General features: G+C 64.2%; 22 protein-coding genes. 16 read left to right on the top strand and 6 right to left on the bottom strand.

The window, feature by feature from the left end; translation table 11 throughout:
- Complete coding sequence (locus N7650_RS00855) at positions 1 to 1,539, bottom strand: HDOD domain-containing protein (RefSeq protein ID WP_279896568.1); 1,539 nt, start codon at positions 1,537 to 1,539, stop codon at positions 1 to 3.
- 131 nt (positions 1,540 to 1,670) lie between these two features.
- On the opposite strand from N7650_RS00855, the gene motA reads away from it, so the two are divergent.
- Together motA and motB are read left to right on the top strand one after the other, a co-directional pair.
- Positions 1,671 to 2,522: a flagellar motor stator protein MotA gene (motA, locus tag N7650_RS00850; RefSeq protein WP_009399537.1), complete on the top strand. Its 852-nt coding sequence runs from the start codon at positions 1,671 to 1,673 to the stop codon at positions 2,520 to 2,522.
- 3 nt (positions 2,523 to 2,525) lie between these two features.
- Positions 2,526 to 3,545, top strand: a complete 1,020-nt coding sequence (gene motB / locus N7650_RS00845) for a flagellar motor protein MotB (RefSeq protein WP_279896565.1) — start codon at positions 2,526 to 2,528, stop codon at positions 3,543 to 3,545.
- Positions 3,546 to 3,760: 215 nt separating this feature from the next.
- On the opposite strand, the gene N7650_RS00840 is transcribed toward motB, so the two are convergent.
- The gene (locus N7650_RS00840; protein WP_009399539.1) at positions 3,761 to 4,231 is read right to left on the bottom strand and encodes a TIR domain-containing protein; all 471 of its coding nucleotides are present in this window, start codon (positions 4,229 to 4,231) and stop codon (positions 3,761 to 3,763) included.
- A 139-nt stretch (positions 4,232 to 4,370) separates the two neighbouring features.
- On the bottom strand, positions 4,371 to 5,402 hold the full coding sequence (gene rsgA / locus N7650_RS00835) for a small ribosomal subunit biogenesis GTPase RsgA (RefSeq protein WP_279896562.1): 1,032 nt from the start codon (positions 5,400 to 5,402) through the stop codon (positions 4,371 to 4,373).
- Positions 5,403 to 5,498: 96 nt separating this feature from the next.
- On the opposite strand from rsgA, the gene orn reads away from it, so the two are divergent.
- Positions 5,499 to 6,041: an oligoribonuclease gene (gene orn, locus N7650_RS00830; RefSeq protein WP_009399541.1), complete on the top strand. Its 543-nt coding sequence runs from the start codon at positions 5,499 to 5,501 to the stop codon at positions 6,039 to 6,041.
- A gap of 162 nt (positions 6,042 to 6,203) precedes the next feature.
- Positions 6,204 to 6,815 carry a trimeric intracellular cation channel family protein gene (locus tag N7650_RS00825; protein ID WP_009399542.1) on the top strand — a complete coding sequence of 204 codons (612 nt, stop codon included), beginning with the start codon at positions 6,204 to 6,206 and terminating at the stop codon, positions 6,813 to 6,815.
- On the opposite strand, the gene queG is transcribed toward N7650_RS00825, so the two are convergent.
- Positions 6,797 to 7,876: a tRNA epoxyqueuosine(34) reductase QueG gene (queG, locus tag N7650_RS00820; RefSeq protein WP_279896559.1), complete on the bottom strand. Its 1,080-nt coding sequence runs from the start codon at positions 7,874 to 7,876 to the stop codon at positions 6,797 to 6,799. The genes N7650_RS00825 and queG overlap by 19 nt on opposite strands.
- A 64-nt stretch (positions 7,877 to 7,940) precedes the next feature.
- Here queG and N7650_RS00815 point away from each other — a divergent pair, with 64 nt between their 5' ends.
- The 12 genes from N7650_RS00815 (at position 7,941) to N7650_RS00760 (ending at position 22,268) form a co-directional block, all read left to right on the top strand.
- Complete coding sequence (locus tag N7650_RS00815; RefSeq protein ID WP_279896557.1) at positions 7,941 to 8,801, top strand: NAD(P)H-hydrate dehydratase; 861 nt, start codon at positions 7,941 to 7,943, stop codon at positions 8,799 to 8,801.
- Entirely contained in the window at positions 8,789 to 9,259 is a 471-nt protein-coding gene (gene tsaE / locus N7650_RS00810) for a tRNA (adenosine(37)-N6)-threonylcarbamoyltransferase complex ATPase subunit type 1 TsaE (RefSeq protein ID WP_064301515.1), read from the top strand. Before N7650_RS00815 ends, tsaE begins: the two co-directional genes overlap by 13 nt.
- 2 nt (positions 9,260 to 9,261) lie before the next feature.
- Complete coding sequence (locus N7650_RS00805; protein WP_279896555.1) at positions 9,262 to 10,707, top strand: N-acetylmuramoyl-L-alanine amidase; 1,446 nt, start codon at positions 9,262 to 9,264, stop codon at positions 10,705 to 10,707.
- Positions 10,704 to 12,587 carry a DNA mismatch repair endonuclease MutL gene (gene mutL / locus N7650_RS00800; RefSeq protein ID WP_279896553.1) on the top strand — a complete coding sequence of 628 codons (1,884 nt, stop codon included), beginning with the start codon at positions 10,704 to 10,706 and terminating at the stop codon, positions 12,585 to 12,587. Before N7650_RS00805 ends, mutL begins: the two co-directional genes overlap by 4 nt.
- Before the next feature lie 4 nt (positions 12,588 to 12,591).
- Positions 12,592 to 13,566, top strand: a complete 975-nt coding sequence (gene miaA, locus N7650_RS00795; protein WP_279896550.1) for a tRNA (adenosine(37)-N6)-dimethylallyltransferase MiaA — start codon at positions 12,592 to 12,594, stop codon at positions 13,564 to 13,566.
- A gap of 94 nt (positions 13,567 to 13,660) precedes the next feature.
- Positions 13,661 to 13,921, top strand: coding sequence for an RNA chaperone Hfq (hfq, locus tag N7650_RS00790; protein WP_009399549.1), 261 nt, complete (start codon positions 13,661 to 13,663; stop codon positions 13,919 to 13,921).
- A gap of 12 nt (positions 13,922 to 13,933) precedes the next feature.
- Positions 13,934 to 15,235 carry a ribosome rescue GTPase HflX gene (gene hflX / locus N7650_RS00785; RefSeq protein ID WP_064301518.1) on the top strand — a complete coding sequence of 434 codons (1,302 nt, stop codon included), beginning with the start codon at positions 13,934 to 13,936 and terminating at the stop codon, positions 15,233 to 15,235.
- Positions 15,236 to 15,332: 97 nt separating this feature from the next.
- Entirely contained in the window at positions 15,333 to 16,508 is a 1,176-nt protein-coding gene (gene hflK, locus N7650_RS00780) for an FtsH protease activity modulator HflK (RefSeq protein WP_279896547.1), read from the top strand.
- Positions 16,508 to 17,377: a protease modulator HflC gene (hflC, locus tag N7650_RS00775; protein ID WP_009399552.1), complete on the top strand. Its 870-nt coding sequence runs from the start codon at positions 16,508 to 16,510 to the stop codon at positions 17,375 to 17,377. The genes hflK and hflC overlap by 1 nt, the downstream gene beginning before the upstream one ends.
- Before the next feature lie 278 nt (positions 17,378 to 17,655).
- On the top strand, positions 17,656 to 18,843 hold the full coding sequence (locus tag N7650_RS00770) for an ATP phosphoribosyltransferase regulatory subunit (protein WP_009399553.1): 1,188 nt from the start codon (positions 17,656 to 17,658) through the stop codon (positions 18,841 to 18,843).
- Between the two features lie 56 nt (positions 18,844 to 18,899).
- Positions 18,900 to 20,192 carry an adenylosuccinate synthase gene (locus N7650_RS00765; RefSeq protein WP_009399554.1) on the top strand — a complete coding sequence of 431 codons (1,293 nt, stop codon included), beginning with the start codon at positions 18,900 to 18,902 and terminating at the stop codon, positions 20,190 to 20,192.
- 141 nt (positions 20,193 to 20,333) lie between these two features.
- Positions 20,334 to 22,268, top strand: coding sequence for a methyl-accepting chemotaxis protein (locus N7650_RS00760; RefSeq protein ID WP_279896544.1), 1,935 nt, complete (start codon positions 20,334 to 20,336; stop codon positions 22,266 to 22,268).
- On the opposite strand, the gene N7650_RS00755 is transcribed toward N7650_RS00760, so the two are convergent.
- Both N7650_RS00755 and N7650_RS00750 read right to left on the bottom strand, forming a co-directional pair.
- On the bottom strand, positions 22,269 to 23,834 hold the full coding sequence (locus N7650_RS00755) for an iron ABC transporter permease (RefSeq protein ID WP_009399556.1): 1,566 nt from the start codon (positions 23,832 to 23,834) through the stop codon (positions 22,269 to 22,271).
- Positions 23,834 to 24,847, bottom strand: coding sequence for an extracellular solute-binding protein (locus N7650_RS00750; RefSeq protein ID WP_009399557.1), 1,014 nt, complete (start codon positions 24,845 to 24,847; stop codon positions 23,834 to 23,836). The genes N7650_RS00755 and N7650_RS00750 overlap by 1 nt, the downstream gene beginning before the upstream one ends.
- Between the last annotated feature and the right edge of the window lie 142 nt (positions 24,848 to 24,989).

The following is a 24,989-nucleotide window of genomic DNA, read 5'->3' as shown; positions in this document are numbered from 1 at the left end:
TCAGGCGCTGCGGTTGCTGAAGGTGGCGAGGGCGCGCTCCAGGCATTGCGCGGTTTTGGCGAAGGCCTCGACGCTGACTTCCGAGAACGGGCCGCCGCCCTGGTCGGCTATCAGCACCATGATGACCCTGCCGTTGTTCGACAGCGAACGCAGCAACAGGTGCTCGCCGCGGAACAGCGCGCGCAGGCTACCCGGGAGCAGGGCGGAGAATTGCGCATGGTTCTGCGGAGTCAGGCGCAACTGTGCCGAGCGGGTCAGCAAGCGTTGCAACAATTTGCTCTGTTCTACCGCCACGGTGAGGTTGGACGCCTGTTGTGGCAGCCCGGCCAGTTGATGGACGCGCAGGTAACTTTGCGTCTTGTCGCTCATCAACAGCAGCACCCGCTTCATCCCGCAGGCCTGCAGTGCTTCGCGGGCGTAGCCGGTCAGGTGCATGGCGTTGGAAAACGGGCTCGGTTCGGTCAGCAGCTCGGCACAGTATTTGCGCCAATCGCCGAGGGCCTTGGTGTCCGGGGTCGCTGCCTGCTGCATGCCACGGGGAATGTAGCGCGCATTGGCAGGCCAGAGCAGCATCTGCGCGGGATGGAACACCCCTTCCAGGGCGTGCTTGCGCGCGCTGGCGGCGGCCTGCTGGTGGTTCTGCGCCTGGACATCTTCCACGGGCGCTTGCAGGTACAGGCTGATCAACTGCTGCCAGCGCTGGATATGTACGCCGGTCCAGGCGTGCTGGGCTGCCAGTGCCACGCCGTTGGCCAGCATCACCGTATTGGCCGGATGGTTCAGCCAGCGGCGCAGCTCCGGGTCGGCGTCCAGTTTCTGTTGCTGGCGCAGCGGGCTTTTATGATCGCGGGCGATGTGCATGACCCTGGCCAGCGAGCGGCGCTCTTGCTGCAACAGGCGATAGCCCTGGGTGACCCAGGTGGGCAGGCGCCAGAATTCGGCGAGTGCCTGGCACAGGCCGAGCAGGCGCACGCCGAACAGCTCGCGTTCGACTTTCGGCGCCGACTCGCCGCGATGGACCACGCGCACTTCCCATTCTTCCAGCAACTGCGGGTGGGTCAGGGCCAGCGGCCACAACGGCGAGAGAAACAGCAGGCTGCCCCAGTGGATGTCCTGCCAGAGCCGCGCCAGACGGCTGGCGAACAGGCCACTGGCCTGCTGGCTGGCGTGCTGGCTGATCATCTGCAATTGGCGCAAGGCCAGGGGAATCTCCTCGACGGGAGCGACGGTCAGGCGCTGCATCAACGCATCGACCCGGGCCAGGCCAAGGCGGTTGAGGGCCACCTCGAGGTTCTCCGCCGGCTCGGCGATGGTGGCGTGGGTGTGCCGGTTGGCCTCGCGCATCACCCCAAGGACCAGGGCCGGGCTATCCTGCATGACTTCGGCAATATCGCGCAGCGAACGGCGGCTGTCCGCTACGGCGGTTTTCACCCGGTCATGGTTGTGGAAGGGGACCGGTAGATGGGTACCGTCCAGTAGTTTGATCCAGGCGTCGAGGGTCTTCGGATTCGTAGTTGGCACGATGGTTTCACTAAGCATGCTGGAAGTGGGCCAAGCTGGCTTTTCGCCTTGACTGGCTATAGTCTGGCGCAGAACTGCCGATAAGTAGAAGAAGAGATTTACTAACTTCCGTCCTCACCCAAGACCCCGACAGTAAGTGCTTTCTATCTATGGCTAAAATTATCGGCATCATTGTCGTATTCGCGAGCGTGCTAGGCGGATATGTGCTCTCCCACGGCAAGATCGCAGCCCTGATCCAGCCCTTCGAGGTGCTGATCATCGGCGGTGCTGCCTTCGGTGCGTTCCTGCAGGCCAACCCTGGCTATATGACCATGCACGTGGTGAAAAAGTCGCTGAGCATGTTCAGCAGCCGCTTTTCCCACGCCTTCTATATAGAAGTGCTCGGCCTGGTCTACGAGATCCTCAACAAGAGCCGTCGCGAAGGCATGATGGCGATCGAGGGCGATATCGAGGACGCCGCGGCCAGCCCGATCTTCGCCAAGTACCCGGCGGTGCTGAAGGACGAGCGCATGACCGCGTTCATCTGCGATTACCTGCGCATCATGTCCACCGGCAACATGGCACCCCATGAGCTGGAAGGCCTGTTCGACATGGAACTGCTGAGCCTGAAGGAAGAACTGGAGCACCCGTCCCATGCCGTGACCGGCATCGCCGACGGCATGCCCGGCTTCGGTATCGTGGCGGCGGTACTGGGTATCGTGGTGACCATGGCGTCCCTTGGTGACGGCGACCAGAAATCCATCGGCCTGCACGTAGGTGCGGCGCTGGTCGGTACCTTCTTCGGTATTCTCGCGGCCTACGGCTTCTTCGGCCCGCTGGCCAACTCCCTGGCCCACGATGCCAAGGAAGAGTTGAACACCTACGAAGCGATCAAGGCTTCCCTGGTGGCTTCGGCCTCGGGCATGCCGCCTTCGCTGGCGGTGGAGTTCGGACGCAAGGTGCTCTATCCGAAGCACCGCCCGAGCTTCGTCGAGCTGGAACAAGCGGTCCGCGGTCGTTGATCCATGGAAAATAATCAGCCGATTATCATCAAGCGCGTCAAGCGCTTCGGCGGCGGCCATCATGGCGGTGCGTGGAAGATCGCCTTCGCCGACTTCGCCACGGCGATGATGGCGTTCTTCCTGGTGCTCTGGCTGCTGTCCACGGCCACGCCGGAACAGAAGATAGCCATCGCCGGCTACTTCAAGGATCCGATCGGGTTCTCCGAGAGCGGTACGCCTTACATCATCGACCTGGGCGGCTCGCCCGAGCTGGCCCCGGAAAAGACCATCAATCCGGAACAAAAAGCCGAGACGACGCCTGAAAGCAGCATCGTCAGCCCCGAACAGGCCGAGACCCTCGCCGAGCAGGTGGAGCGCGAGCGTCTCGAACTGGTCCTGCAGGAACTGCAGAACAAGGTCGAGCAAAGCCCGGAATTGCAGAAGTTCAAGGATCAGATTCTCTTCGAGATTACCCAGGACGGCTTGCGCATCCAGATCGTCGATGCCGAGAACCGGCCGATGTTCGACCTGGGCAGTGCGCGGCTGAAACCGTATTTCGAGGACATCCTGCTGGCCATGGCCGACACCATCAAGACGGTACCGAACAAGATCAGTGTCAGCGGCCACACCGATGCCAAGCCCTATTCCGGCAGCGGCGAGTTCGGCAACTGGGAACTCTCGGCCAACCGCGCCAATGCCGCCCGCCGCGCGCTGGTCGCCGGTGGTTACCCGGACGGCCAGGTGGCGCGGGTGGTGGGGTATGCCTCGTCCTCGCTGTTCGACCGCGAGCACCCGCTGAACCCGGTGAACCGTCGTATCGATATTGTCGTGCTGACCAAGAAGGCCCAGCGCGCCATCGAGGGTGAGCAGTCGGCGCCTGATGGCCAGCAGGCCCCCGCGACCAATCCGGACGGTACGCCGACGGCACCGGGCGCTGCTGCGCCAGCTGAACCGGAGCCGATGCAGCCGCAGGAACTGCGGCAGAAGCTGAACATTTTCGAGGACGGTACCTTGAAGATGGATGAGCCCGGCAAGCAGCAGTAGGCCGGCCGTAATGAAAAGCCCGCCCGGAGCGATCCTGGCGGGCTTTTCCATGGTGCAGTGGCTGACGGCCTCATCGCTGGCAAGCCAGCTCCCACAGGTTCCGAGCCAGCCGCAGATTTTGTGTTCGACACTGACCTTGTGGGAGCTGGCGTTGCCAGCGATTGGTCCGTCCAGACACCATCGTTGCCCAATTCTTGCAGCGGCCACGGTTTGCCTTAGAAACCGCGGCGCAGGCGGGCCTTGAGGTCGGTATGGAAAAACTCGGCATTGTTGCGATTGGTCTCGGCCGCATCCTTGCTGATGGCCCGGCGGAACGTCTGCTCGTCGTGGTAGGCGCTGACGAACAGGTCGATATGCTCGCGCCGCGTCAGGATCGGCCAGCGTTCCAGATAGCCTGGCAGGCTGCCTTCGCATTGGTAGAAGGCCAGCCGCCGGTTCAACTGGGTGGCGCTGCCGAGGCTGAACGGGATCCACCACTCATCCGTACCGCCCTGGCCGAGGACCGTGATCATATGGGTGCAGGCATTGATGTTGGTGTTGAACAGGGTGCAGATGTCATCGGTGGTCTGCCGGGCCTGCGGATCGAACAATTCAAGGCAGGTGTTGATGCCTTCGAGCTTGAGCCGTTCGTTGATCACGAACGCGTCGAGGCGATCCGGGTGGCGGTAGCTGATGAATACAGGCATCACGAGGCGTCCTTTCTGGTGAAAGCGGCGACGATCAGTGAATTCATTCAGCCCGGCAATAGACGGCTTGAAACAAAGAACCGTCCTACGTTTCCATATGAACGGTCCTACAGATCAAGCCTACAAGCCGTTTGTTCGATCAGTACGTGTCCTGGGGCAGACTGGCGATGATCGAGCGGTAGCTGTTCATTCGCTGCTGCTGGATGCGCCCGTCCTCCAGGGCCTTGAGCAGGGCACAGCCAGGTTCGCGGTCGTGCTTGCAGTCGCGGAAGCGGCAGGTGCCAAGCAGGTCGGCGAACTCGATGAAGCCCGCTTCGACATCGTCACGGCTGACGTGCACCAGGCCGAATTCACGGATGCCAGGGGAGTCGATCAATTCGCCACCACCGGGGAAGTGGTACAGGCGCGCGGTGGTAGTTGTGTGCTGGCCCTGGCCCGACCATTCAGAGAGCTCGCCCACCCGGGTCTGCACGTCCGGCAGCAAGCTGTTGACCAAGGACGACTTGCCGACCCCTGACTGGCCGACGAACACGCTGATATGGCTATCGAGCATCGTCTGCAACTGCTGCATGCCGTTGCCGTGATGGGCCGAAACCTCCAGCAGCGGATAGCCCAACTGGCGATACACGGCCAGCAGGGCGTTGAGCGCCGGCGCATTCTGCTCATCGATCAGGTCGGCCTTGTTGAGCAGCAACAGGGGCCGGATGCCGGCATGCTCGGCAGCCACCAGGTAGCGGTCGATCAGGTTGGCGTGGGGTTCCGGCGCCGGAGCGAAGACGATAACGATCAGATCGACGTTGGCCGCCACCGGCTTGAGCTGGCCGCGGCTATCGGGGCGGCACAGCTCGGTGCTGCGCGGCAGTTGCGCGACGATCACCCCGATACCCTGGTTGCCGGCGCGCCAGACCACGCGGTCGCCGGTCACCAGTGCTGGCAGGTTGGCGCGCAGATGGCAGCGAAAGACCTGGCCGGCCTCCGCGCCGTCGTCGGCCTCGACCTCCACCTGCACACCGAAGTGGGCGATCACCAGCCCCGTCTGTTCAGGCCCCAGATCCCCGCCTTCGAGCACCTCCAGGGCGCGCTCCTCACGTTTGGCCGCGCGGGCGGCACGTTCTTCCTGGATTTTTTCGATGCGCCAATTCTGGCGACGGTTGAGCTGGCGTTTGGCCATGAAGGTCTCGTCGATTTAAAGCGGGGATGTTGAAACGGCGTCGAGTTTAGCACGCTCCACTAGGCTAAACTGCGCAGCTACCGAGGAGCCCGACTTATGCAAAACCCACAGAACCTGATCTGGATCGACTTGGAAATGACCGGTCTTGACCCGGATCATGACGTCATCATCGAGATGGCGACCATCGTCACCGACAGCGATCTCAACACCCTGGCCGAAGGCCCGGTGATCGCCATTCACCACAGCGACGAAGTCCTGGCACGCATGGACGACTGGAATACCCGGACCCACGGCGCTTCCGGCCTGACTCAGCGCGTGCGCGAGAGCACGATCGACATGGCCGAGGCCGAGGCCCGGACCATCGCCTTCCTCGAACAATGGGTGCCGAAGGGCAAATCGCCGATCTGCGGCAACAGCATCTGCCAGGATCGGCGCTTCCTGTATCGCCATATGCGCGGGCTGGAAAACTACTTCCACTACCGCAACCTGGATGTCTCGACCCTGAAGGAACTGGCTGGCCGCTGGGCGCCGGAAGTGAAGGACGGCTTCAAGAAGGGCAGCACGCACCTGGCGCTGGATGATATTCGCGAGTCGATTGCGGAGCTGCAGCACTATCGCAAGCACTTCATCAAGTTCTGAGTAGTGGCATCCGGCCTCATCGCTGGCAAGCCAGCTCCCACAGTGTCTGTGGGAGCTGGCTTGCCAGCGATGAGGCCATCAGCAACAACAGAAGTCTTGTGCCCTCTTTTGGTGCCAGCAGCAACTGGTTAGACTGCGCGCCTTTCTGCCAGGACCCGCACCATGCTGCTGATGCTCTACCTCATTGCGATCACCGCCGAAGCCATGACCGGCGCGCTGTCCGCCGGCCGCCGCGGTATGGACTGGTTCGGGGTGGTGCTGATTGCCTGCGTTACCGCGCTGGGCGGTGGTTCGGTCCGCGATGTGTTGCTGGGCCATTATCCGCTGACGTGGGTCAAGCACCCGGAATACCTGGTGCTGACCAGCGTCGCCGCGTTGCTGACCATCTTCATCGCGCCGCTGATGCGCCATCTGCGTTCGCTGTTCCTGGTACTCGACGCCCTGGGCCTGGTGGCGTTCACCCTGATCGGTTGCATGACCGCCCTGGAGCTGGGGCACGGCATGCTGGTGGCGTCCATCAGTGGCGTGGTCACCGGGGTATTCGGCGGCATCCTGCGCGACATTTTCTGCAACGACATCCCTCTGGTGTTCCGCCGTGAGCTATACGCCAGCGTTTCCTTCGCTGCCGCCTGGTGCTACATGGGCTGCATCTGGCTGAAACTGCCCGCCGAGCAATCGATCCTGATTACCCTTTTCGGCGGCTTCCTCCTGCGCCTGCTGGCGATCCGCTTCCACTGGGAAATGCCCAAGTTCCACTACAACGACGAGCATTGACGCTCGGCGTGCTGCCTTAGCGCCCATTCCACGTGCTCGCGAACCAGCTCCGAGGGATGCTCGCGGCGTGCATTCAGGGCCTCCAGCACCGGTATGGTCGAAGGTGCATTGCCCAGGCCCACCGCCAGGTTGCGTAGCCAGCGCTCGTAGCCGGCGCGCCTGAGCGGCGAGCCCTCGGTACTGGCGAGGAAGCGTTCCTCATCCCACATGAACAGCTCGGCCAGGCCGGCGTTATCCAGGCCGTGGCGCGGCTTGAAGTCGTTTTCCGCGGTGTCCTTGGCGAAGCGGTTCCAGGGGCAGACGATCTGGCAGTCATCGCAACCGAATACACGGTTGCCGATCATCGACCGCAGTTCTTCGGGGATGGCGTTTTTCAGCTCGATGGTCAGGTAGGAAATGCAGCGCCGCGCGTCCAGCACGTAGGGGCCGACGAAGGCGTTGGTCGGGCAGATGTCCAGGCAGGCGCTGCAGCGTCCGCAATGCTCGGTGGCCTGGGCTTCGTCCACCGGCAGCGGGAGGTCGACGAACAGCTCGGCGAGGAAGAAGTAACTGCCTGCCTTGCGGTTGAGCAGCAGGGTGTTCTTGCCTATCCAGCCCAGGCCGGCCTGCTCGGCGATGGCCTTTTCCAGTACCGGCGCGCTGTCGACGAAGGCACGGAAGCCGAACGGGCCGATGGCCGTCTGGATGCGCTCGGCCAGTTGCTGCACGCGCTTGCGCACCAGCTTGTGGTAGTCGCGGCCCAGGGCGTAGCGGGAAATGTAGGCCCGTTCCGGCTGGGCCAGGCGCTGGGCCATCTGCGTGTCGCCGGGCAGGTAGTCCATGCGTAGCGAGACTACCCGCACGGTGCCGGGTACCAGTTCGTCGGGATGGGAGCGCTTGCTGCCGTGTGCGCCCATGTAGTCCATTTCGCCCTGATAACCGGCCGCCAGCCAGCGCTCGAGGTGCTGTTCGTGCTCGGCCAGGTCCACGCCGGCGATGCCGACGTGGGCGAAGCCCAGTTCACGCCCCCAATCCTTGATCGAACGGGCGAGGGCGGGGAGGTCGAGGGAGGAGACAGACATGCGAAATAGGGCAATAAAAGGACAGGTGCGTATAATTCTGCCAGACATCGGAGCCCTACGACGCATGCCTCAGACCAAACACCCCCCGCACGAGCCGCTTGTACTGACGCGAGACGTCCTGGCGAGCCTGCCTGCACGCCCTTTCAATGCCCACAAGGGGCAGTTCGGCCATGTCCTGCTGATTGGCGGTGATCGTGGCACCGGTGGCGCCGTGCTGCTGGGCGCCGAAGCGGCGTTGCGCTGCGGTGCCGGGCTGGTTTCCGTGGCCAGCCGTCCTGAACACGTGCCGGCAGCCCTGGCCCGTTTGCCCGAAGTCATGAGCCTGGGCGTGCATTCCGCGAACCAACTGATGGCACCGATCGAGCGCGCTTCGGTACTGGTGGTCGGCCCCGGGCTCGGCCAGGCGGCCTGGGGGCGGAGCCTGCTGTCGGCAGCAGCCAGTTCGAGCCTGCCGCAGATCTGGGATGCCGATGCCCTGAACCTGTTGGCCTCGTCGCCGATGGCCCTGGTCCGCGGAAGCATCATCACGCCGCATCCCGGCGAGGCCGCGCGCCTGCTGGGCATTTCCACCGAGGCGGTGCAGGCCGACCGCCCCGGCGCGGCGCGCAAGCTGGCGCGCAAATATGCGGCGGTGTGCGTGCTCAAGGGCGCCGGCACCCTGATCGCCGAGCCACACGGCCAATTGGCCGTGTGCAAGCGCGGGCATCCGGCAATGGCAGGGGCGGGGCTGGGCGATGTGCTGAGCGGTGTGCTCGGTGCCCTGCTGGCCCAGGAAATGAGCGCCTGGGATGCCACCTGCCTCGGTGTCTGGTTGCACGCTTGCGCCGGGGAGCGCCTTGGCGACCAGGGGCGCGGGCTGGCGGCCCACGACCTGGTGCCATCTATTCGTCAGTTGTTGGAGGAGCATTCAGCGTGTCAGGCATAACCCTTTTTCTGGCCGATGAGCAGGCCATGGTCGACTTCGGCGCGCGTATCGCCCAGGTGACCCAAGGTCATGGCGTGATCTTTCTCGAAGGGGACCTCGGCGCAGGCAAGACCACCCTGTCCCGGGGCATCATTCGCGGCCTCGGACATACCGGTGCGGTGAAAAGTCCTACATTTACAGTTGTGGAACCCTACGAGATTGGCGAAGTCCGAGCTTTTCACTTCGACCTTTATCGTCTGGTCGATCCGGAAGAGCTGGAATTCATGGGGATTCGCGACTATTTCGAGGGCGACGCGCTGTGCCTGTTCGAGTGGCCTGGCAAGGGTGAGGGCATTTTGCCAAAGCCGGACCTGACCATTACCATAAGCCCCCAAGCGGGCGGCCGGTGCTTGAGCCTGTCGCCGCAAGGTGCTCGCGGTGAAGCCTGGTGTGCCGCTCTGGCCGTGGAATTCAAATAGAAATGGGGAAAGGTATGCGCTTTCGCGCACTGGTTGCCGTCGTAGGACTGCTGCTTACGGCAGTGACCGCCGAGGCGTTCGCGGCCTCGCAGGTCAAGAGCATGCGTCTGTGGCGGGCGCCGGATAACACCCGGCTGGTCTTCGACCTGTCCGGTCCGGTGGAACACAGCGTCTTCACCCTGACCGCGCCGGATCGCCTGGTCATCGATATCAACGGCGCCACCCTGGCCGCACCGCTGACCGCGTCCACTTCCAATACCCCCATCACTTCCGTTCGTTCGGCCCAGCGCACGCCTACCGACCTGCGCGTGGTCATCGACCTGAACAAGGCGGTCACCCCGAAGAGCTTCACGCTCGCGCCCAATGCACAGTATGGCAACCGCCTGGTGGTAGACCTGTACGACCAGGAAGCCGACGCCATCGCCGCGTCGGCGCCGGCAACGCCGCCGACCCCGGCGGCCACGGCCGCCACGCCGCCTGCGGTGCCGGTTACCCCGGCGCAGCCTGCGATCAAGCTGCCGCCCGTGCCGAACGGCAAGCGCGATATCGTCATCGCCATCGACGCCGGTCACGGTGGTGAAGACCCGGGTGCCTCGGGCTCCCGCGGCCAGCACGAAAAAGACATCGTGCTGCAGATCGCCAAGGAACTGCAGCGCCAGATCAATACCGAGAAGGGCTTCCGCGCCGAACTGACCCGCACCGGCGACTACTTCATCCCGTTGCGCAAGCGCACCGAGATCGCCCGCAAGAAGGGCGCCGACCTGTTCATCTCGATCCATGCCGATGCGGCGCCGTCCAAGGCCGCCTTCGGTGCGTCGGTATTCGCCCTGTCCGATCGCGGCGCAACGTCCGAGACCGCGCGCTGGCTGGCGGACAGCGAGAACCGCTCCGACCTGATCGGTGGTGCCGGCAACGTCAGCCTCGACGACAAGGACCGCATGCTCGCAGGCGTGCTTCTCGACCTGTCGATGACCGCGTCCCTCAGCTCCAGCCTGAACGTGGGGCAGAAGGTGCTGGGCAATATCGGCCGGGTGACCTCGCTGCACAAGCGCCGGGTCGAGCAGGCCGGATTCATGGTGCTGAAGTCGCCGGATATCCCGTCGATCCTGGTGGAAACCGGCTTCATTTCCAACGCCGCCGAAGCAGCCAAGCTGGCCACGCCGAGCCACCAGCAGTCGCTGGCGCGCTCGATCCACAGCGGTGTGAAGCAGTTCTTCCAGCAGAACCCGCCGCCAGGCACCTACATCGCCTGGTTGCGTGACAACGGCAAGATCGCCCAGGGCCCGCGCGAGCACACGGTACGTCCGGGCGAGACCCTGGCGATGATCGCCGTGCGCTACCAGGTCAGCGTCGCCAGCCTGCGCAGCAGCAACAGCCTCAAGAGCGATGAGCTGAAGGTCGGCCAGAACCTCGACATTCCCGCCACTACCCTGGCGGGCCAGCCATGAGTTCCGCTTCGCGAATAGAGCTGCTCAGCCCGCGCCTTGCCAACCAGATCGCCGCGGGCGAGGTGGTCGAGCGGCCGGCTTCGGTGATCAAGGAACTGCTGGAAAACAGCCTCGACTCCGGCGCCCGGCGCATCGATGTCGAGGTGGAGCAGGGCGGCGTCAAGCTGCTCAAGGTACGCGACGACGGCAGCGGTATCGCCTCCGACGACCTGCCGCTGGCACTGGCGCGTCACGCCACCAGCAAGATCCGTGATCTCGAGGACCTGGAGCGGGTAATGAGCCTTGGCTTCCGTGGCGAGGCCCTGGCGTCGATCAGTTCCGTGGCGCGCCTGACCCTGACGTCGCGCACCCGCGACGCCCAGCAAGCCTGGCAGGTGGAAACCGAAGGCCGCGACATGGCGCCCCGGGTGCAGCCCGCGGCCCATCCGGTAGGCACGTCGGTGGAAGTGCGCGACCTGTTCTTCAATACGCCGGCGCGACGCAAGTTCCTCAAGACCGAGAAGACCGAATTCGACCATCTTCAGGAAGTGATCCGGCGCCTGGCGCTGGCGCGCTTCGATGTCGGGTTCCACCTGCGTCATAACGGCAAGAGCATTCTCAGCCTGCACGAGGCGCCGGACGAATTGTCCCGGGCGCGGCGTGTCGGGGCGATCTGCGGGCCGGGGTTCCTGGAGCAGGCGCTGCCGATCGAGATCGAACGCAATGGCCTGCGCCTGTGGGGCTGGGTCGGGTTGCCGACCTTTTCGCGCAGCCAGGCGGACCTGCAATATTTCTTCGTGAACGGCCGCGCGGTGCGCGACAAACTGGTCGCCCACGCGGTGCGCCAGGCGTACCGCGATGTGCTGTTCAATGGTCGGCACCCGACTTTCGTGCTGTTCCTCGAACTCGATCCGACCGGCGTCGATGTCAACGTTCATCCGACCAAGCATGAGGTGCGCTTCCGCGACGGACGCATGGTCCATGACTTCCTCTACGGCACGCTGCACCGAGCACTGGCCGATGTGCGGCCGGACGACCAGGTGGCGGCACCGGCGGCGACCGAGGAAATCATCCGGGCTACCGGCTTGCAGGCCGGGGAGTTCGGGCCGCAGGGCGAGATGCGGCTTTCCGCTGCCGTGCTGGAGCAGCCGCTCGCGGCGCCCTCGGCGAGCCCTGCCGGCAGCGGTTACCAATACAACTACACGCCGCGGCCGACTGCCAGCGTGCCGGTCGAAGAGGCGCGCGAGGTCTATCGCGAGTTCTATTCGCCGCTGGCCAACGCGCAACCGACGCCGCTGCCGGAAAGCGAGCGCGACATTCCCCCGCTGGGCTACGCCCTGGCGCAACTGAAAGGCATCTATATCCTGGCCGAAAACGCCCATGGCCTGGTGCTGGTGGACATGCACGCGGCCCATGAGCGGATCATGTACGAGCGCCTGAAGATCGCCATGGCCAGCGAAGGCCTGAGCGGCCAGCCGCTGCTGGTGCCGGAGTCCCTGGCCCTGAGCCAGCGCGAGGCGGATTGCGCCGAAGAGCATGCGCAGTGGTTCCAGCGCCTGGGCTTCGAACTGCAGCGCCTGGGCCCGGAAAGCCTGGCGATCCGGCAGATCCCGGCGCTGCTCAAGCAGGCCGAGGCCAATCGCCTGGTGCAGGACGTTCTCGCCGACCTGATGGAATATGGCACCAGCGACCGGATCCAGGCGCACCTGAACGAATTGCTTGGCACCATGGCCTGCCACGGCGCGGTGCGGGCCAACCGGCGCCTGGCCATCCCGGAAATGAACGGCCTGCTGCGCGACATGGAAAACACCGAGCGCAGCGGCCAATGCAACCATGGTCGCCCGACCTGGACCCAGATGGGCCTGGACGACCTGGACAAACTGTTCCTGCGCGGTCGTTGAAAGAATGGCGTTGTCGAAACCTCCTGCGATATTCCTGATGGGCCCGACCGCGGCGGGCAAGACCGACCTGGCCATCGAACTGACCAAGGTGCTGCCCTGCGAACTGATCAGCGTCGACTCGGCGTTGATCTATCGCGGCATGGATATCGGCACGGCCAAGCCGTCGAAGGACATCCTCGCGGCCCATCCCCATCGTCTGATCGACATCCTCGACCCGGCAGAAAGCTATTCCGCTGCGGATTTCCGCCGCGATGCCCTCGACGCCATGGCCGATATCACCGCGAGGGGCAAGATTCCGTTGCTGGTGGGCGGCACCATGCTTTATTACAAGGCCCTGCTGGAAGGCCTGGCGGATATGCCGGCGGCCGACCCGCAGGTGCGCGCCGACCTGGAAGCCCAGGCGCAGCGGCAGGGCTGGCAGGCACTCCATGACGAGCTGGCAGCGGTCGATCCGGCCTCGGCGGCGCGTATCCATCCGAATGATCCGCAGCGCCTGATCCGTGCGCTCGAAGTGTACCGGGTGAGCGGTTCAACGATGACGTCACATCGTTTGCGTCAAGCTGAGCAAAGTAATAGCACTGACCCTTCTGGGCAAGGGCAATTGCCCTATACTGTCGCCAGCCTGGCCATCGCCCCGCAGGACCGACAGGTTCTGCATGAGCGAATTGCAGCAAGATTCACGCAAATGCTGGAACAGGGCTTCATTGACGAGGTCCGATTGCTGCGTGCGAGAAGTGACTTGCACGCGGGACTGCCGTCTATACGGGCAGTTGGTTATCGCCAGGTCTGGGATCACCTTGATGGCAAGCTGACTTCAGTTGAAATGCAGGAGCGCGGCATCATTGCCACCCGCCAGTTGGCGAAGCGGCAATTTACCTGGTTGCGCAGTTGGGCCGGCCTTCATTGGTTGGACAGCCTGGCTTGCGACAATCTGTCTCGCACCTTGAAATACCTCGGGAGCGCCTCCATATTGGGCTGAATCCCGCAAATTGCCGTCTATCCTTGGGGGTGGGGCGGCTTGAGCCATCAGTTTTCTTGTTTTTTTACTATTGATCCTTACAGGAGTGCGGCATATGTCAAAAGGGCATTCGCTACAAGACCCTTACTTGAATACTTTGAGAAAGGAAAAAGTCGGGGTTTCGATCTATCTGGTCAACGGCATCAAGCTGCAAGGCACCATCGAGTCCTTCGACCAATTCGTTATCCTGCTGAAGAACACCGTCAGCCAGATGGTGTACAAACACGCAATCTCGACCGTCGTTCCGGTCCGTCCGATTCGTCTGCCTAGCGCAGCTGATGCCGATCACGGCGACGCTGAGCCAGGTAACGCCTGATAGGAGCCTGCTTTGTTCTTTGAGCGCCACGGTGGTGGTGAACGGGCCGTTCTCGTTCATCTGGAAGGTCAGAGCCCTGAGGCGCGCGAAGACCCGCAGGAGTTCCAGGAGCTGGCCTTGTCGGCCGGCGCCGATATCGTTGCGCTTGCCAATGTGGCGCGACACCAGCCAACTGCCAAGTTCCTGATCGGCAGCGGCAAGGTCGAGGAACTGCGCGACCTGGTCAAGGCCGAAGAGGCCGACCTGGTCATCTTCAACCACACCCTTACGCCCAGCCAGGAACGTAACCTCGAGCGTGTCTTCGAGTGTCGCGTGCTGGACCGTACCGGGCTGATCCTCGACATCTTCGCCCAGCGTGCCCGTACCCACGAAGGCAAGCTGCAGGTCGAACTGGCGCAGCTTGAGCACATGAGCACGCGCCTGGTTCGCGGCTGGACCCACCTTGAACGGCAGAAAGGCGGTATCGGTCTGCGCGGTCCGGGTGAAACCCAGCTGGAAACCGACCGCCGCCTGCTGCGGGTGCGCCTGCGCCAGATCAAGGCGCGCCTGGAGAAGGTGCGCAGCCAGCGCGAACAGGCGCGGCGCGGGCGCAAGCGGGCCGACGTACCTTCGGTTTCACTGGTGGGCTATACCAACGCCGGCAAATCGACCCTGTTCAATGCCCTGACCTCGTCCGAGGTCTATGCCGCCGACCAGCTCTTCGCCACCCTCGACCCGACCTTGCGCCGTCTCGAACTGGGCGACATCGGGCCGATCGTGCTGGCGGACACCGTGGGCTTCATTCGTCACCTGCCGCACAAGCTGGTCGAGGCTTTTCGGGCTACGCTCGAAGAGTCGAGCAACTCCGACCTGCTGCTGCATGTGATCGATGCCCACGAGCCCGAACGCATGGCGCAGATCGAGCAGGTGATGGCGGTGCTCGGCGAGATCGGTGCCGAAGGCTTGCCGATCCTCGAGGTGTATAACAAACTCGACCTGCTTGAAGGCATTGAGCCACATATCCAGCGCAATGCCGACGGCAAGCCTGAAAGGGTGTGGGTCTCGGCCCGCGAGGGTCGCGGTCTGGAGTTGGTGGGGCAGGCGATTGCCGAATTGCTGGGGGATGACCTGTTCATCGGCACCCTTCGCCTGGAACAGCGCTACGCGCGTTTGCGTGCGCAATTCTTTGCGGCGGGGGCCGTGCAGAACGAAGAACACGACGAGGAGGGCAGCAGCCTGTTGGCCGTGCGTTTGCCGCGGGCCGACTTCAACCGCCTGGTGGCGCGCGAAGGGCTGGAGCCGGTCGAGTTCATCGAACAACATACTTTGCAATAAATGCCTGGCGACGCGGTCAGGCAGCCGTCACAGGCATTCTGTAGCATTGGACGGCGCGCCGTTTGGCGCGTCTTTGCTTTATCAGATGGAGAGCGCTATGGCTTGGAATGAGCCGGGTGGCAACTCGAACAATCAGGATCCCTGGGGTGGGCGTCGCGGCGGTAGTGGTGGCGGCGGCGGCGACAAGAAAGGCCCTCCGGATCTCGACGAGGCCTTCCGCAAGCTGCAGGACAGCCTGAACGGCATGTTTGGCAGCGGCAAGAAACGTGGTGGTGGCGACAGCCTTCCCAAAGGTGGCGGCTTCGGTCTGCTCGGCGTCGGCCTTGCCGTACTGGCGGCCATCTGGCTGTACAGCGCGGTCTACGTCGTGGACGAGCAGGAGCAGGCCGTGGTGCTGCGCTTCGGCAAGTACTACGAGACCGTAGGGCCGGGCCTGAACATCTACTTCCCGCCGATGGACCGCAAGTACATGGAAAACGTCACGCGCGAGCGTGCGTACACCAAGCAGGGCCAGATGCTGACCGAGGACGAGAACATCGTCGAGGTGCCGCTGACCGTGCAGTACAAGATCAGCAACCTGCAGGACTTCGTCCTGAACGTCGACCAGCCTGAAGTCAGCCTGCAGCACGCGACCGACAGCGCCCTGCGCCACGTGGTCGGCTCGACCGCGATGGACAAGGTGCTGACCGAAGGCCGCGAGCAGATGGCCGTGGAGATCAAGGAGCGTCTGCAACGCTTCCTCGACACCTACCGTACCGGCATCACCGTCACCCAGGTCAACGTGCAGAGCGCGGCAGCCCCGCGTGAAGTACAGGAAGCCTTCGACGACGTGATCCGTGCCCGTGAAGACGAGCAGCGTGCCCGCAACCAGGCCGAGTCCTACGCCAATGGCGTGGTGCCGGAAGCCCGTGGTCAGGCACAGCGCATCATCGAGGATGCCAACGGCTACCGCGATGAAGTCATCTCCCGTGCCAAGGGTGAGGCCGACCGCTTCACCAAGCTGGTCGCCGAGTACCGCAAGGCACCGGAGGTCACCCGCGAGCGTCTGTACCTGGAGACCATGCAAGAGGTCTACAGCAACACCAGCAAGGTGCTCGTCACCGGCAAGGACGGGCAGAACAACCTGCTCTACCTGCCGCTGGACAAGATGGTCGGTGGTAGCCGCAGTGCCGGTGCACCGGTAAATAGCGCGCCTGCGACTTCGGTCAACGACGCCGCCCGTGCCGTGGACCTGCAACAGCAACAGCAAGTGCGCACCAGGGAGAGCCGCTGATGAGCAATAAATCGCTGATCGCCCTGATTGTCGGCGTGGTCCTGGCCATCGTGGCCTGGAACAGCTTCTACATCGTGGCCCAGACCGAACGCGCGGTGCTCCTGCGCTTCGGCAAGGTGGTCCAGGCGGATGTCCAGCCCGGCCTGCAACTGAAGATCCCGTACGTCAACCAGGTGCGCAAGTTCGACGCCCGTCTGATGACCCTCGACGCTCCGACCCAGCGGTTCCTGACCCTGGAGAAGAAAGCGGTGATGGTCGATGCCTACGCCAAATGGCGGGTCAAGGACGCCGAGCGCTTCTACACCGCGACCTCCGGCATGAAGCAGATCGCCGACGAGCGGCTGTCCCGTCGTCTGGAAAGCGGCCTGCGCGACCAGTTCGGCAAGCGCACCCTGCATGAAGTGGTTTCCGGTGAGCGCGATGCGCTGATGGCCGATATCACCGCTTCCCTGAACCGCATGGCGGAGAAGGAGCTGGGCATCGAGGTGGTGGACGTTCGCGTCAAGGCCATCGACCTGCCGAAGGAAGTGAACCGCAGCGTGTTCGAGCGGATGAGCACCGAGCGTGAGCGTGAAGCCCGCGAGCACCGCGCCAAGGGTAACGAGCTGGCCGAAGGCATCCGTGCCGACGCCGATCGTCAGCGCCGGGTACTGCTGGCGGAAGCCTATCGCGAGTCGGAAGAGACCCGCGGTGACGGTGATGCCCAGGCGGCGGCGATCTACGCCAAGGCCTACGGCCAGGACCAGGAGTTCTACGCGTTCTACCGTAGCCTGAATGCCTACCGCGAGAGCTTCAGCAGCAAGGACGATGTTCTGGTCCTTGACCCGAGCAGCGAGTTCTTCCGCTTCATGAACAAAGCGAAACCTTGAAGTCGAATCACCCCGCTGGGCGGCTAATGCGTCGGGCGGGGTGATTTCTGCAAGACAACGGGTGTATGATGCGGCAGCCGGGAAATTCCCGGCTTTTTTGCGTCTGCGAGATCGAATGCCGGAACAGGCCCGCGATCCGGGGCGCGACCAATGATTCACGAGGGTCTCGGCACTGCGGCAACGCTGGAATCGGCGCTGCGCGCGTGATTTGCCGGAACCTGCTTCACTCACGGCCGCGCCCGCGGGCTGGCCGCCCGGACCACAGGGGAAATGGCGTAATGGCAACGGTAGACCGCTGGCTGCTGCCAGATGGCATCGAAGAAGTACTGCCACCTGAAGCGACACGCATCGAGATCGCGCGTCGTCAGGTGTTGGATCTGTTCCAGAGCTGGGGTTACGAGTTCGTCGTGACTCCCCATATCGAGTACCTGGAATCGCTGCTCACCGGTGCCGGTCAGGACCTGGACCTGCGGACCTTCAAGGTGGTCGATCCACAATCCGGCCGGCAGATGGGCTTCCGTGCCGACATCACGCCGCAGGTCGCGCGCATCGATGCGCATACCCTGCGCCGCGAAGGCCCGAGCCGCCTGTGCTACGCCGGCAGCGTCCTGCACGCTCAGCCACGGGCCCTGTCGACCTCGCGCAGCCCGATCCAGCTCGGTGCCGAGCTGTACGGCGACGCCAGCCCGGTCAGCGACGTGGAAGTGATCAGCCTGATGCTGGCCATGCTGCAACTGGCCGACGTGCCGGATGTGCACATGGACCTCGGCCATGTCGGTATCTACCGCGGCCTGGCCCGTGCCGCCGGCCTGTCCGGCGCGGTCGAGCAACAGCTGTTCGATGCCCTGCAACGCAAGGCCATCGACGAAGTCATCGCCCTGACCGCCAACCTGCCGGCCGACCTGGCTGGAATGCTCCGCGCCCTGGCCGAGCTGTGCGGCGGCCGCGAAGTGCTGGAGGCCGCCCGCGTGCGCCTGGGCCGTGCCCCTGCCGCGGTGCTGGCAGCGCTGGATGACCTGATGAGCATCGCCGACCGGCTGACCGCGCGTTATCCGGATCTGCCGTTGTATTTCGACCTGGGCGAGCTGCGCGGCTACCACTACCACACCGGTGTGGTGTTCGCCGCGTTCGTCCCGGGTGTCGGCCAGTCGATCGCCCAGGGCGGTCGCTACGACGATATCGGAGCTGACTTCGGCCGGGCACGTCCGGCCACCGGTTTCTCCACGGATTTGAAGACCCTGGTAACACTGGGGCGGGCAGAGGTCGTGTTGCCCACTGGCGGGATCTGGATGCCCGACAGTGTGGATGCGGCTCTGTGGCAGTTGGTCTGCCAGTTGCGCAGTGACGGTCAGCGGGTTGTGCAGGCATTGCCTGGCCAGCCGCTGGCTGCCGCCATCGAGGCGGACTGCGACCGGCAATTGATTCTGCAAAACGGGCTCTGGCAGGTTCTGCCACTGGCCATCTGAGATTAGCCGCCGGCCTTCTCGCCGGCGCCAAGTTTGCGCGAATGAGGACAAGTGTTATGGGTAAGAATGTCGTAGTCCTGGGCACCCAATGGGGTGATGAGGGCAAAGGCAAGATCGTCGATCTGCTGACCGAACATGCCGCCGCCGTAGTGCGCTACCAGGGTGGCCACAACGCAGGTCACACCTTGGTGATCGACGGTGAGAAAACCGTGCTGCACCTGATTCCTTCGGGCGTCCTGCGCGAAGGCGTGCAGTGCCTGATCGGCAACGGCGTGGTCGTCGCTCCCGACGCCCTGCTGCGTGAAATCACCAAGCTGGAAGAAAAAGGCGTCCCGGTTCGCGATCGCCTGCGTATCAGCCCGGCCTGCCCGCTGATCCTGTCCTACCACGTGGCTCTCGACCAGGCACGCGAGAAGGCCCGTGGCGAGCAGAAGATCGGCACCACCGGTCGTGGCATCGGCCCGGCCTACGAAGACAAGGTCGCCCGTCGTGGCCTGCGTGTCGGCGACCTGTTCCACCGCGAGCGTTTCGCCGCCAAGCTGGGCGAGCTGCTGGACTACCACAACTTCCAGCTGGTCAATTACTACAAGGAGCCGGCCATCGACTTCCAGGAAACCCTGGACCAGTGCATGGCCTACGCCGAGCAACTGAAGCCGATGATGCTCGACGTCACCGCCGAACTGCATGCCCTGCGCCGCGCCGGCAAGGACATCATGTTCGAAGGCGCCCAAGGCTCGCTGCTGGACATCGACCACGGTACCTACCCGTACGTCACCAGCTCCAATACCACCGCTGGCGGCATCGCCACCGGTTCCGGCGTTGGCCCGATGTACATCGACTACATCCTCGGCATCACCAAGGCCTACACCACCCGCGTCGGTTCCGGCCCGTTCCCGACCGAACTGTTCGATGACGTCGGTGCCTACCTGGCCAAGCGCGGCCACGAGTTCGGTGCCACTACCGGCCGTGCCCGTCGTTGCGGCTGGTTCGACGCCGTCATCCTGCGTCGCGCCATCGACGTCAACAGCATCTCGGGCCTGTGCCTGACCAAGCTGGACGTGCTGGACGGCCTGGAAACCATCCGCATCTGCGTGGGCTACAAGAACGAAAACGGTGCCGTCATCGACGCCCCGACCGACGCCGACAGCTACATCGGCCTGGAGCCGGTGTACGAAGAAATGCCGGGCTGGAGCGAATCGACCGTGGGCGCCAAGACCCTGGACGAGCTGCCAGCCAACGCCCGTGCCTACATCAAGCGCGTGGAAGAGCTGGTCGGTGCGCCGATCGACATCATCTCGACCGGTCCTGACCGCAACGAGACTATTGTCCTGCGTCATCCTTTCGCCTGATTTAGCCAAGCGATAAAGCCAAAGGCCCCTTTTTAGGGGCCTTTGGCGTTTTTGACCCTCTGCTGCGGCACAAGCCTTGCTGTGAAATTGCCTTCAGGATTGCCATCACTGTAATGGCTCCAAATAGCAGAGGGATTCATTGTGTCTGCCGTTATCTCATTGTTACGAAGCCGCCTCTTGCGGCCTGTCTTTGTGGCGCTTGGTATCGCTCTTTTGGTGCAGGTGGTCGTCGCTGTGGTGTTGACCCGCAGCACGGTCACGGCATTGGAGGCCGATCTGGGCGATCGCCTGGGCGCCGACAGCCAGAAACTGGCAACCGAACTCGACCAGGCGGCCAAGGAAGTCAGCTCGGGGCTGAGCAGCCTTTCCGAAAGTACCCGCCAGCGTCTTACCGCCGGTTTGTCGTCGCGCCTGGAGGAAGAGCAGGCGCAACTGCGCGCCACCCTGGAGAAGAACCTGCGCGACTCGGCCAACGACATGGCCGAACTGCTCGCCTCGGTGGCACCCCGGGCCATCTGGGACGTGGACGTGCCGACCCTGTCGGAGTTCGCCCGTCGTGCCCAGCGCAATCCCAACGTGCTTTTCGTCGTCTATGACGACGCCCAGGGCGAGCACCTTACGCGCTACCTGAACCGCCAGAACCCGATCAACCAGGCCCTGCTCGACAAGGGCAAGGGCGAGCGCGCCCTCGACAAGGTGCTGGATGCCGCGCGCAACGACCCGTCGGTGTACTTCGTCGAGGCCTCGATCAACCCCAATGGCGCCGAGATCGGCAAAGTCCTGATGGGGATCTCCACCGCCTCGGTGGACGCCGAACTGCAAGCCCTGGACAAGCGCTTCTCCGCCCTGATCGCCAGCGGCGACCAGCTGGTGGCCGACAGCCTGACCAGCGCCGCTGCCGACAGCACCAAGGCCCTGCAAAGCCGCCTGCAGACCGCCCAGGGCAGCGCTTTGCAAATGAAGGCCAACACTTCGCAAAGCGTGCAGGATGCCGCAGCCACCCTGCGTTGGCGCATCGGTGCGGGTCTGGCGCTGGTCGGTTGCGGTGTGCTGCTGGTGGTAGCGATCGTTCTGGGTCGGCGCGTGGTCAACAAACTGCGCCTGCTGATCGCCGCGCTCGATGACCTGGCCGCCGGCGACGGCGATCTGACCAAGCGCGTAGCCATCGACAGCCGCGACGAGATCGGCGACATGGCCGCAGCGGTCAACCGCTTCGTCGACAAGTTGCAACCCATTGTCCGCGAGGCCGGCGAAGTGGCGCAGCGCACCGGTGTGGAGATCAGCAGCATGGCCCAGCGCAGCGCCGGCGCCGACTCTGCTGCCGCATTGCAGCGTGACGAGGTGGCGGAAAGCCTGCGTGCCCTGTCGAGCATGGCCGATGAGGCCCAGGCGGAAAGTCGTGCCATGCAGGAGGCCTTGCAGCAGGTGGTGGATATCCGCCAGGCCACCGACGAGAACAGCCGCAGCTCGGCCCAGGTCGCCAAGTTGATCGAGGCGCTGGCCGGCCAGGTGGATACCGGCTCCAAGGTGATCGAGCGCCTGGCCGAGCAGAGCGAGCAGATCGAAGTGGTGCTGACTGTGATCCATGGCATCGCCGAGCAGACCAACCTGCTGGCGCTCAACGCGGCGATCGAGGCGGCGCGGGCCGGGGAGACCGGGCGCGGCTTTGCCGTGGTGGCCGACGAAGTGCGGGCACTGGCGAGCAAGACGCAAAGCTCGACGGGCGATATCCAGGCCCATATCGGCGCGCTACAGCAAGGCGCCAAGGAAGCCGTGGCGGCGATCAGCCAGGCGGGGCGCCAGGCCAGTGAAGGTTTGCTGGTGCTGCGTGACAACGCCCGTCTGCAACAGTCGGTGCAGGCTTCGGTGGAGCAGGTGCACGCGGCCATCGGCCTGGCCACCCGCGCTGCCGAGCAACAGGCCCAGGGCGCGCAGGCGGTAAGAGGAAGGGTGGAAAACATCCATGCCCAGGCCGAACGCGCGGCCCAGGTAGTCATGCAGACCACCGCCAGCAGCAAGGTGCTCGATGAACTGGCGGCCCAGCTCAAGGCCAGCCTGGGCCAGTTCCGCGCCTGATCAGGCGCGGTTCAGGTACATCCGGGTGGTCAGCAGGTACACCGGCAACCCGGACACCAGGATCAGCAGCGCCGCATAGGGCGCCGCCGCGGCGAACTCGACGTTGGCGGTATGCGCCCACACCTCGGTGGCCAGGGTGGTCATGCCGGTTGGGCTGAGCAGCAGGGTCGCGGTGAGTTCCTTCATGGCGTCGAGGAACACCAGGGCGAAGGCGGCGGCCAGGGCCGGGAAGATGATCGGCAGGGTGATCCGGCAAAACGCCATGAACGGCGTCGCGCCGAGTGTGCGTGCCGCCTCTTCCAGCTGTGGTGCGGCCTTGGTCAAGGCCGTGCGCACCGGCGCCTGGGCCAGCGGCAGGAACAGCAAGGCATAGGCCAGCAGCAACAGCCCGGTGGTCTGGTACAGCGCCGGCACATAGTGCAGGGCGAAATACACCAGGGTCAGGGCAATCACCAGCCCCGGCAGGGCGTGCAACAGGTACGGCAGGCGCTCGGCCCAGATCGCCAGCCGGCCCTTGTAGCGCACCACCAGGAAGCTGACCGGCAGGGCCAGCAGCAGGCTCACGCCGGCACCACCCAAGGAGATCGACAGCGACGACAGCAGTGCGCGGCTGATGTCCGCCACCGGGAAGGCCGCCGACGAACCCACGCTCAACCAGTAGGCCAGCATCCCCAGTGGAATGCCGCTGCCGAGGATCGCCAGGCCCAGGCAATAAGCCTGGCCCAGCGGCATCCAGCCGCGCAGGCGGATCGGCGCACCGCGCCGGGCCACGCCCTGGCCGATCCGCACATGCCGCGCCTTGCCGCGCACTCGCAGTTCCAGCCACAACATCAGCAGGCACATCAGCAGCAGCGCGGCGGACAGCATTGCCGCATTGGCATTGCTGAACTCCAGCTCGAATTGCTGGTAGATCGCCGTGGTGAAGGTCTGCAGGTTGAGGATCGACAGGGCGCCGAACTCCACCAGCATGTGCAGGGCGATCAGCAGGCAGCCGCCAAGGATCGACGGCCACAGCAGCGGCAGGGTGACCCGGCGGAACACCTCCCGGCGGTTGCAGCCCATGGTCCGTGCCGACTCTTCCAGCGAGGTGTCGAGGTTGCGCAGGGTCGCTGCCACCGGCAGGAACACCAGGGGATACTTGGACAGGCTCATCACCAGGATCGCGCCCCACAGCCCTTCGAATTTCGGGCTCAGGGACACCCAGGTAAAGCCACTGACGAAGGACGGCACGGCGAACGGCAGGCACAACACCACGCCCCACAGGCGCCGCCCGGGCAGGTCGCTGCGTTCCAGCAGCCAGGCCAGGGACAGGCCGACCACCGCACAGGTGACGGTCACCCCGACCATCAGCAGCAAGGTATTGCGCATCAGGCCCCAGACGAAGGGCCGCCAGATCAGGCGCAGGGCCTCGTGCCAGCCGGCTTCCCAGGTCTTCATCGCTACGTACAGCAGCGGCAGCAGGCTCAGCCCCACCAGCAGCAGGACCGGCAGCACCACCCACACCGACGGGCGCTTGCGCCGCGGCACGAAGCCGCTGTTCAGCTCCACGGGAAGCGCGGCGCTCATCAGAGCAGGCCGACTTCGCGTTCGAGTTCCAGCGCTTCCTCGGCATTACCCAGGTCGGCCGGGGTGATCTTCGGCGGACGCAGGTCTTCGAACGGCTTCAGGCCCTGGTCGGAGACCATGCCCTTGTGCAGCGGGTACTCGGCGGTGGTCTGGGTGATGACGCGCTGGCCTTCTTCACTGGCCATCCAGGCGAGCAGGGCCTGGGCTTCCTTCGGATGCTTGCTGGCCTTGACCGCGGCGGCGCCGGAAATGGTCATCAGGCCACCGACATCGCCGTCCGCCAGGTAATACAGTTTGGAATCCAGCTGGCCGCGCTCCTTCTTCAGCGCATACCAGTAGTAGTTGTTGACCAGCACCGCAGCCACTTCACCGTTTTCCACTGCCTTCAGGGCGACCATGTTGTTGGTGTAGGTCTTGCCGAAGGCCTTGAGGCCGGTCAGCCATTCCTCGGCGGCTTCGCGGCCGTGCATTTTCAGGATGGCCACGGCCTGCTCCTGGAAGGCACCGCTGGTTGGCACGAAGCCGATCTTGCCGTCCCACTCCGGATCGGCGAAGTCCATCACCGATTGCGGCAGGTCCTTCTCGTCGATTTCCTTGGGATTGAAGGCCACGACCCGGGTGCGTGCGGTTACGCCCATCCAGGTACCGTTGGCGGCGACGAATTCCTTGGGCAGGACGTCCAGGGTCGATTGATCGATGGTTGCCAGCAGGCCCAGCTCGCCGAGGTTGTTCAGCGGCGGGGATTCCTCGGTGTAGATCACATCGGCTGGAGAACGCTCGCCTTCCTCGATGATCTGGCTGGCCAGCTGGTTGCTGCTGCCCTTGCGGATTTTGATATGGATGCCGGTCTTGGCCTCGTAGGCCTTGGCGATGGCTTCGCCGATTTCCTTGTGCTGGCCGTTGTAGAGCGTCAGGGTCACCGGATCAGCGGCCATCGCGGCGGGTGCGGCGAGCACCAGGCCGAGAAGGGAAACGGCCAGGCCGCGCAAAATCGGGTTACTGCGAATCGTCATGCGGGTCAATCCTCGCTTGCGGCTACATATTTGGAAACAATGGTAAACGAAATCGTTTCTCAAGTGGCTGCATGGCGGGAATTTCATGAGCTGACTATCGGATTTCCGCTTTATCGAAAGCACACTGCTGGCCCTTGTGGGA

It is taken from the genome of Pseudomonas sp. GD04058 (genome assembly GCF_029836855.1).
GTDB lineage: Bacteria > Pseudomonadota > Gammaproteobacteria > Pseudomonadales > Pseudomonadaceae > Aquipseudomonas > Aquipseudomonas bharatica.
This window is presented reverse-complemented; position numbering and strand designations above follow the sequence as displayed.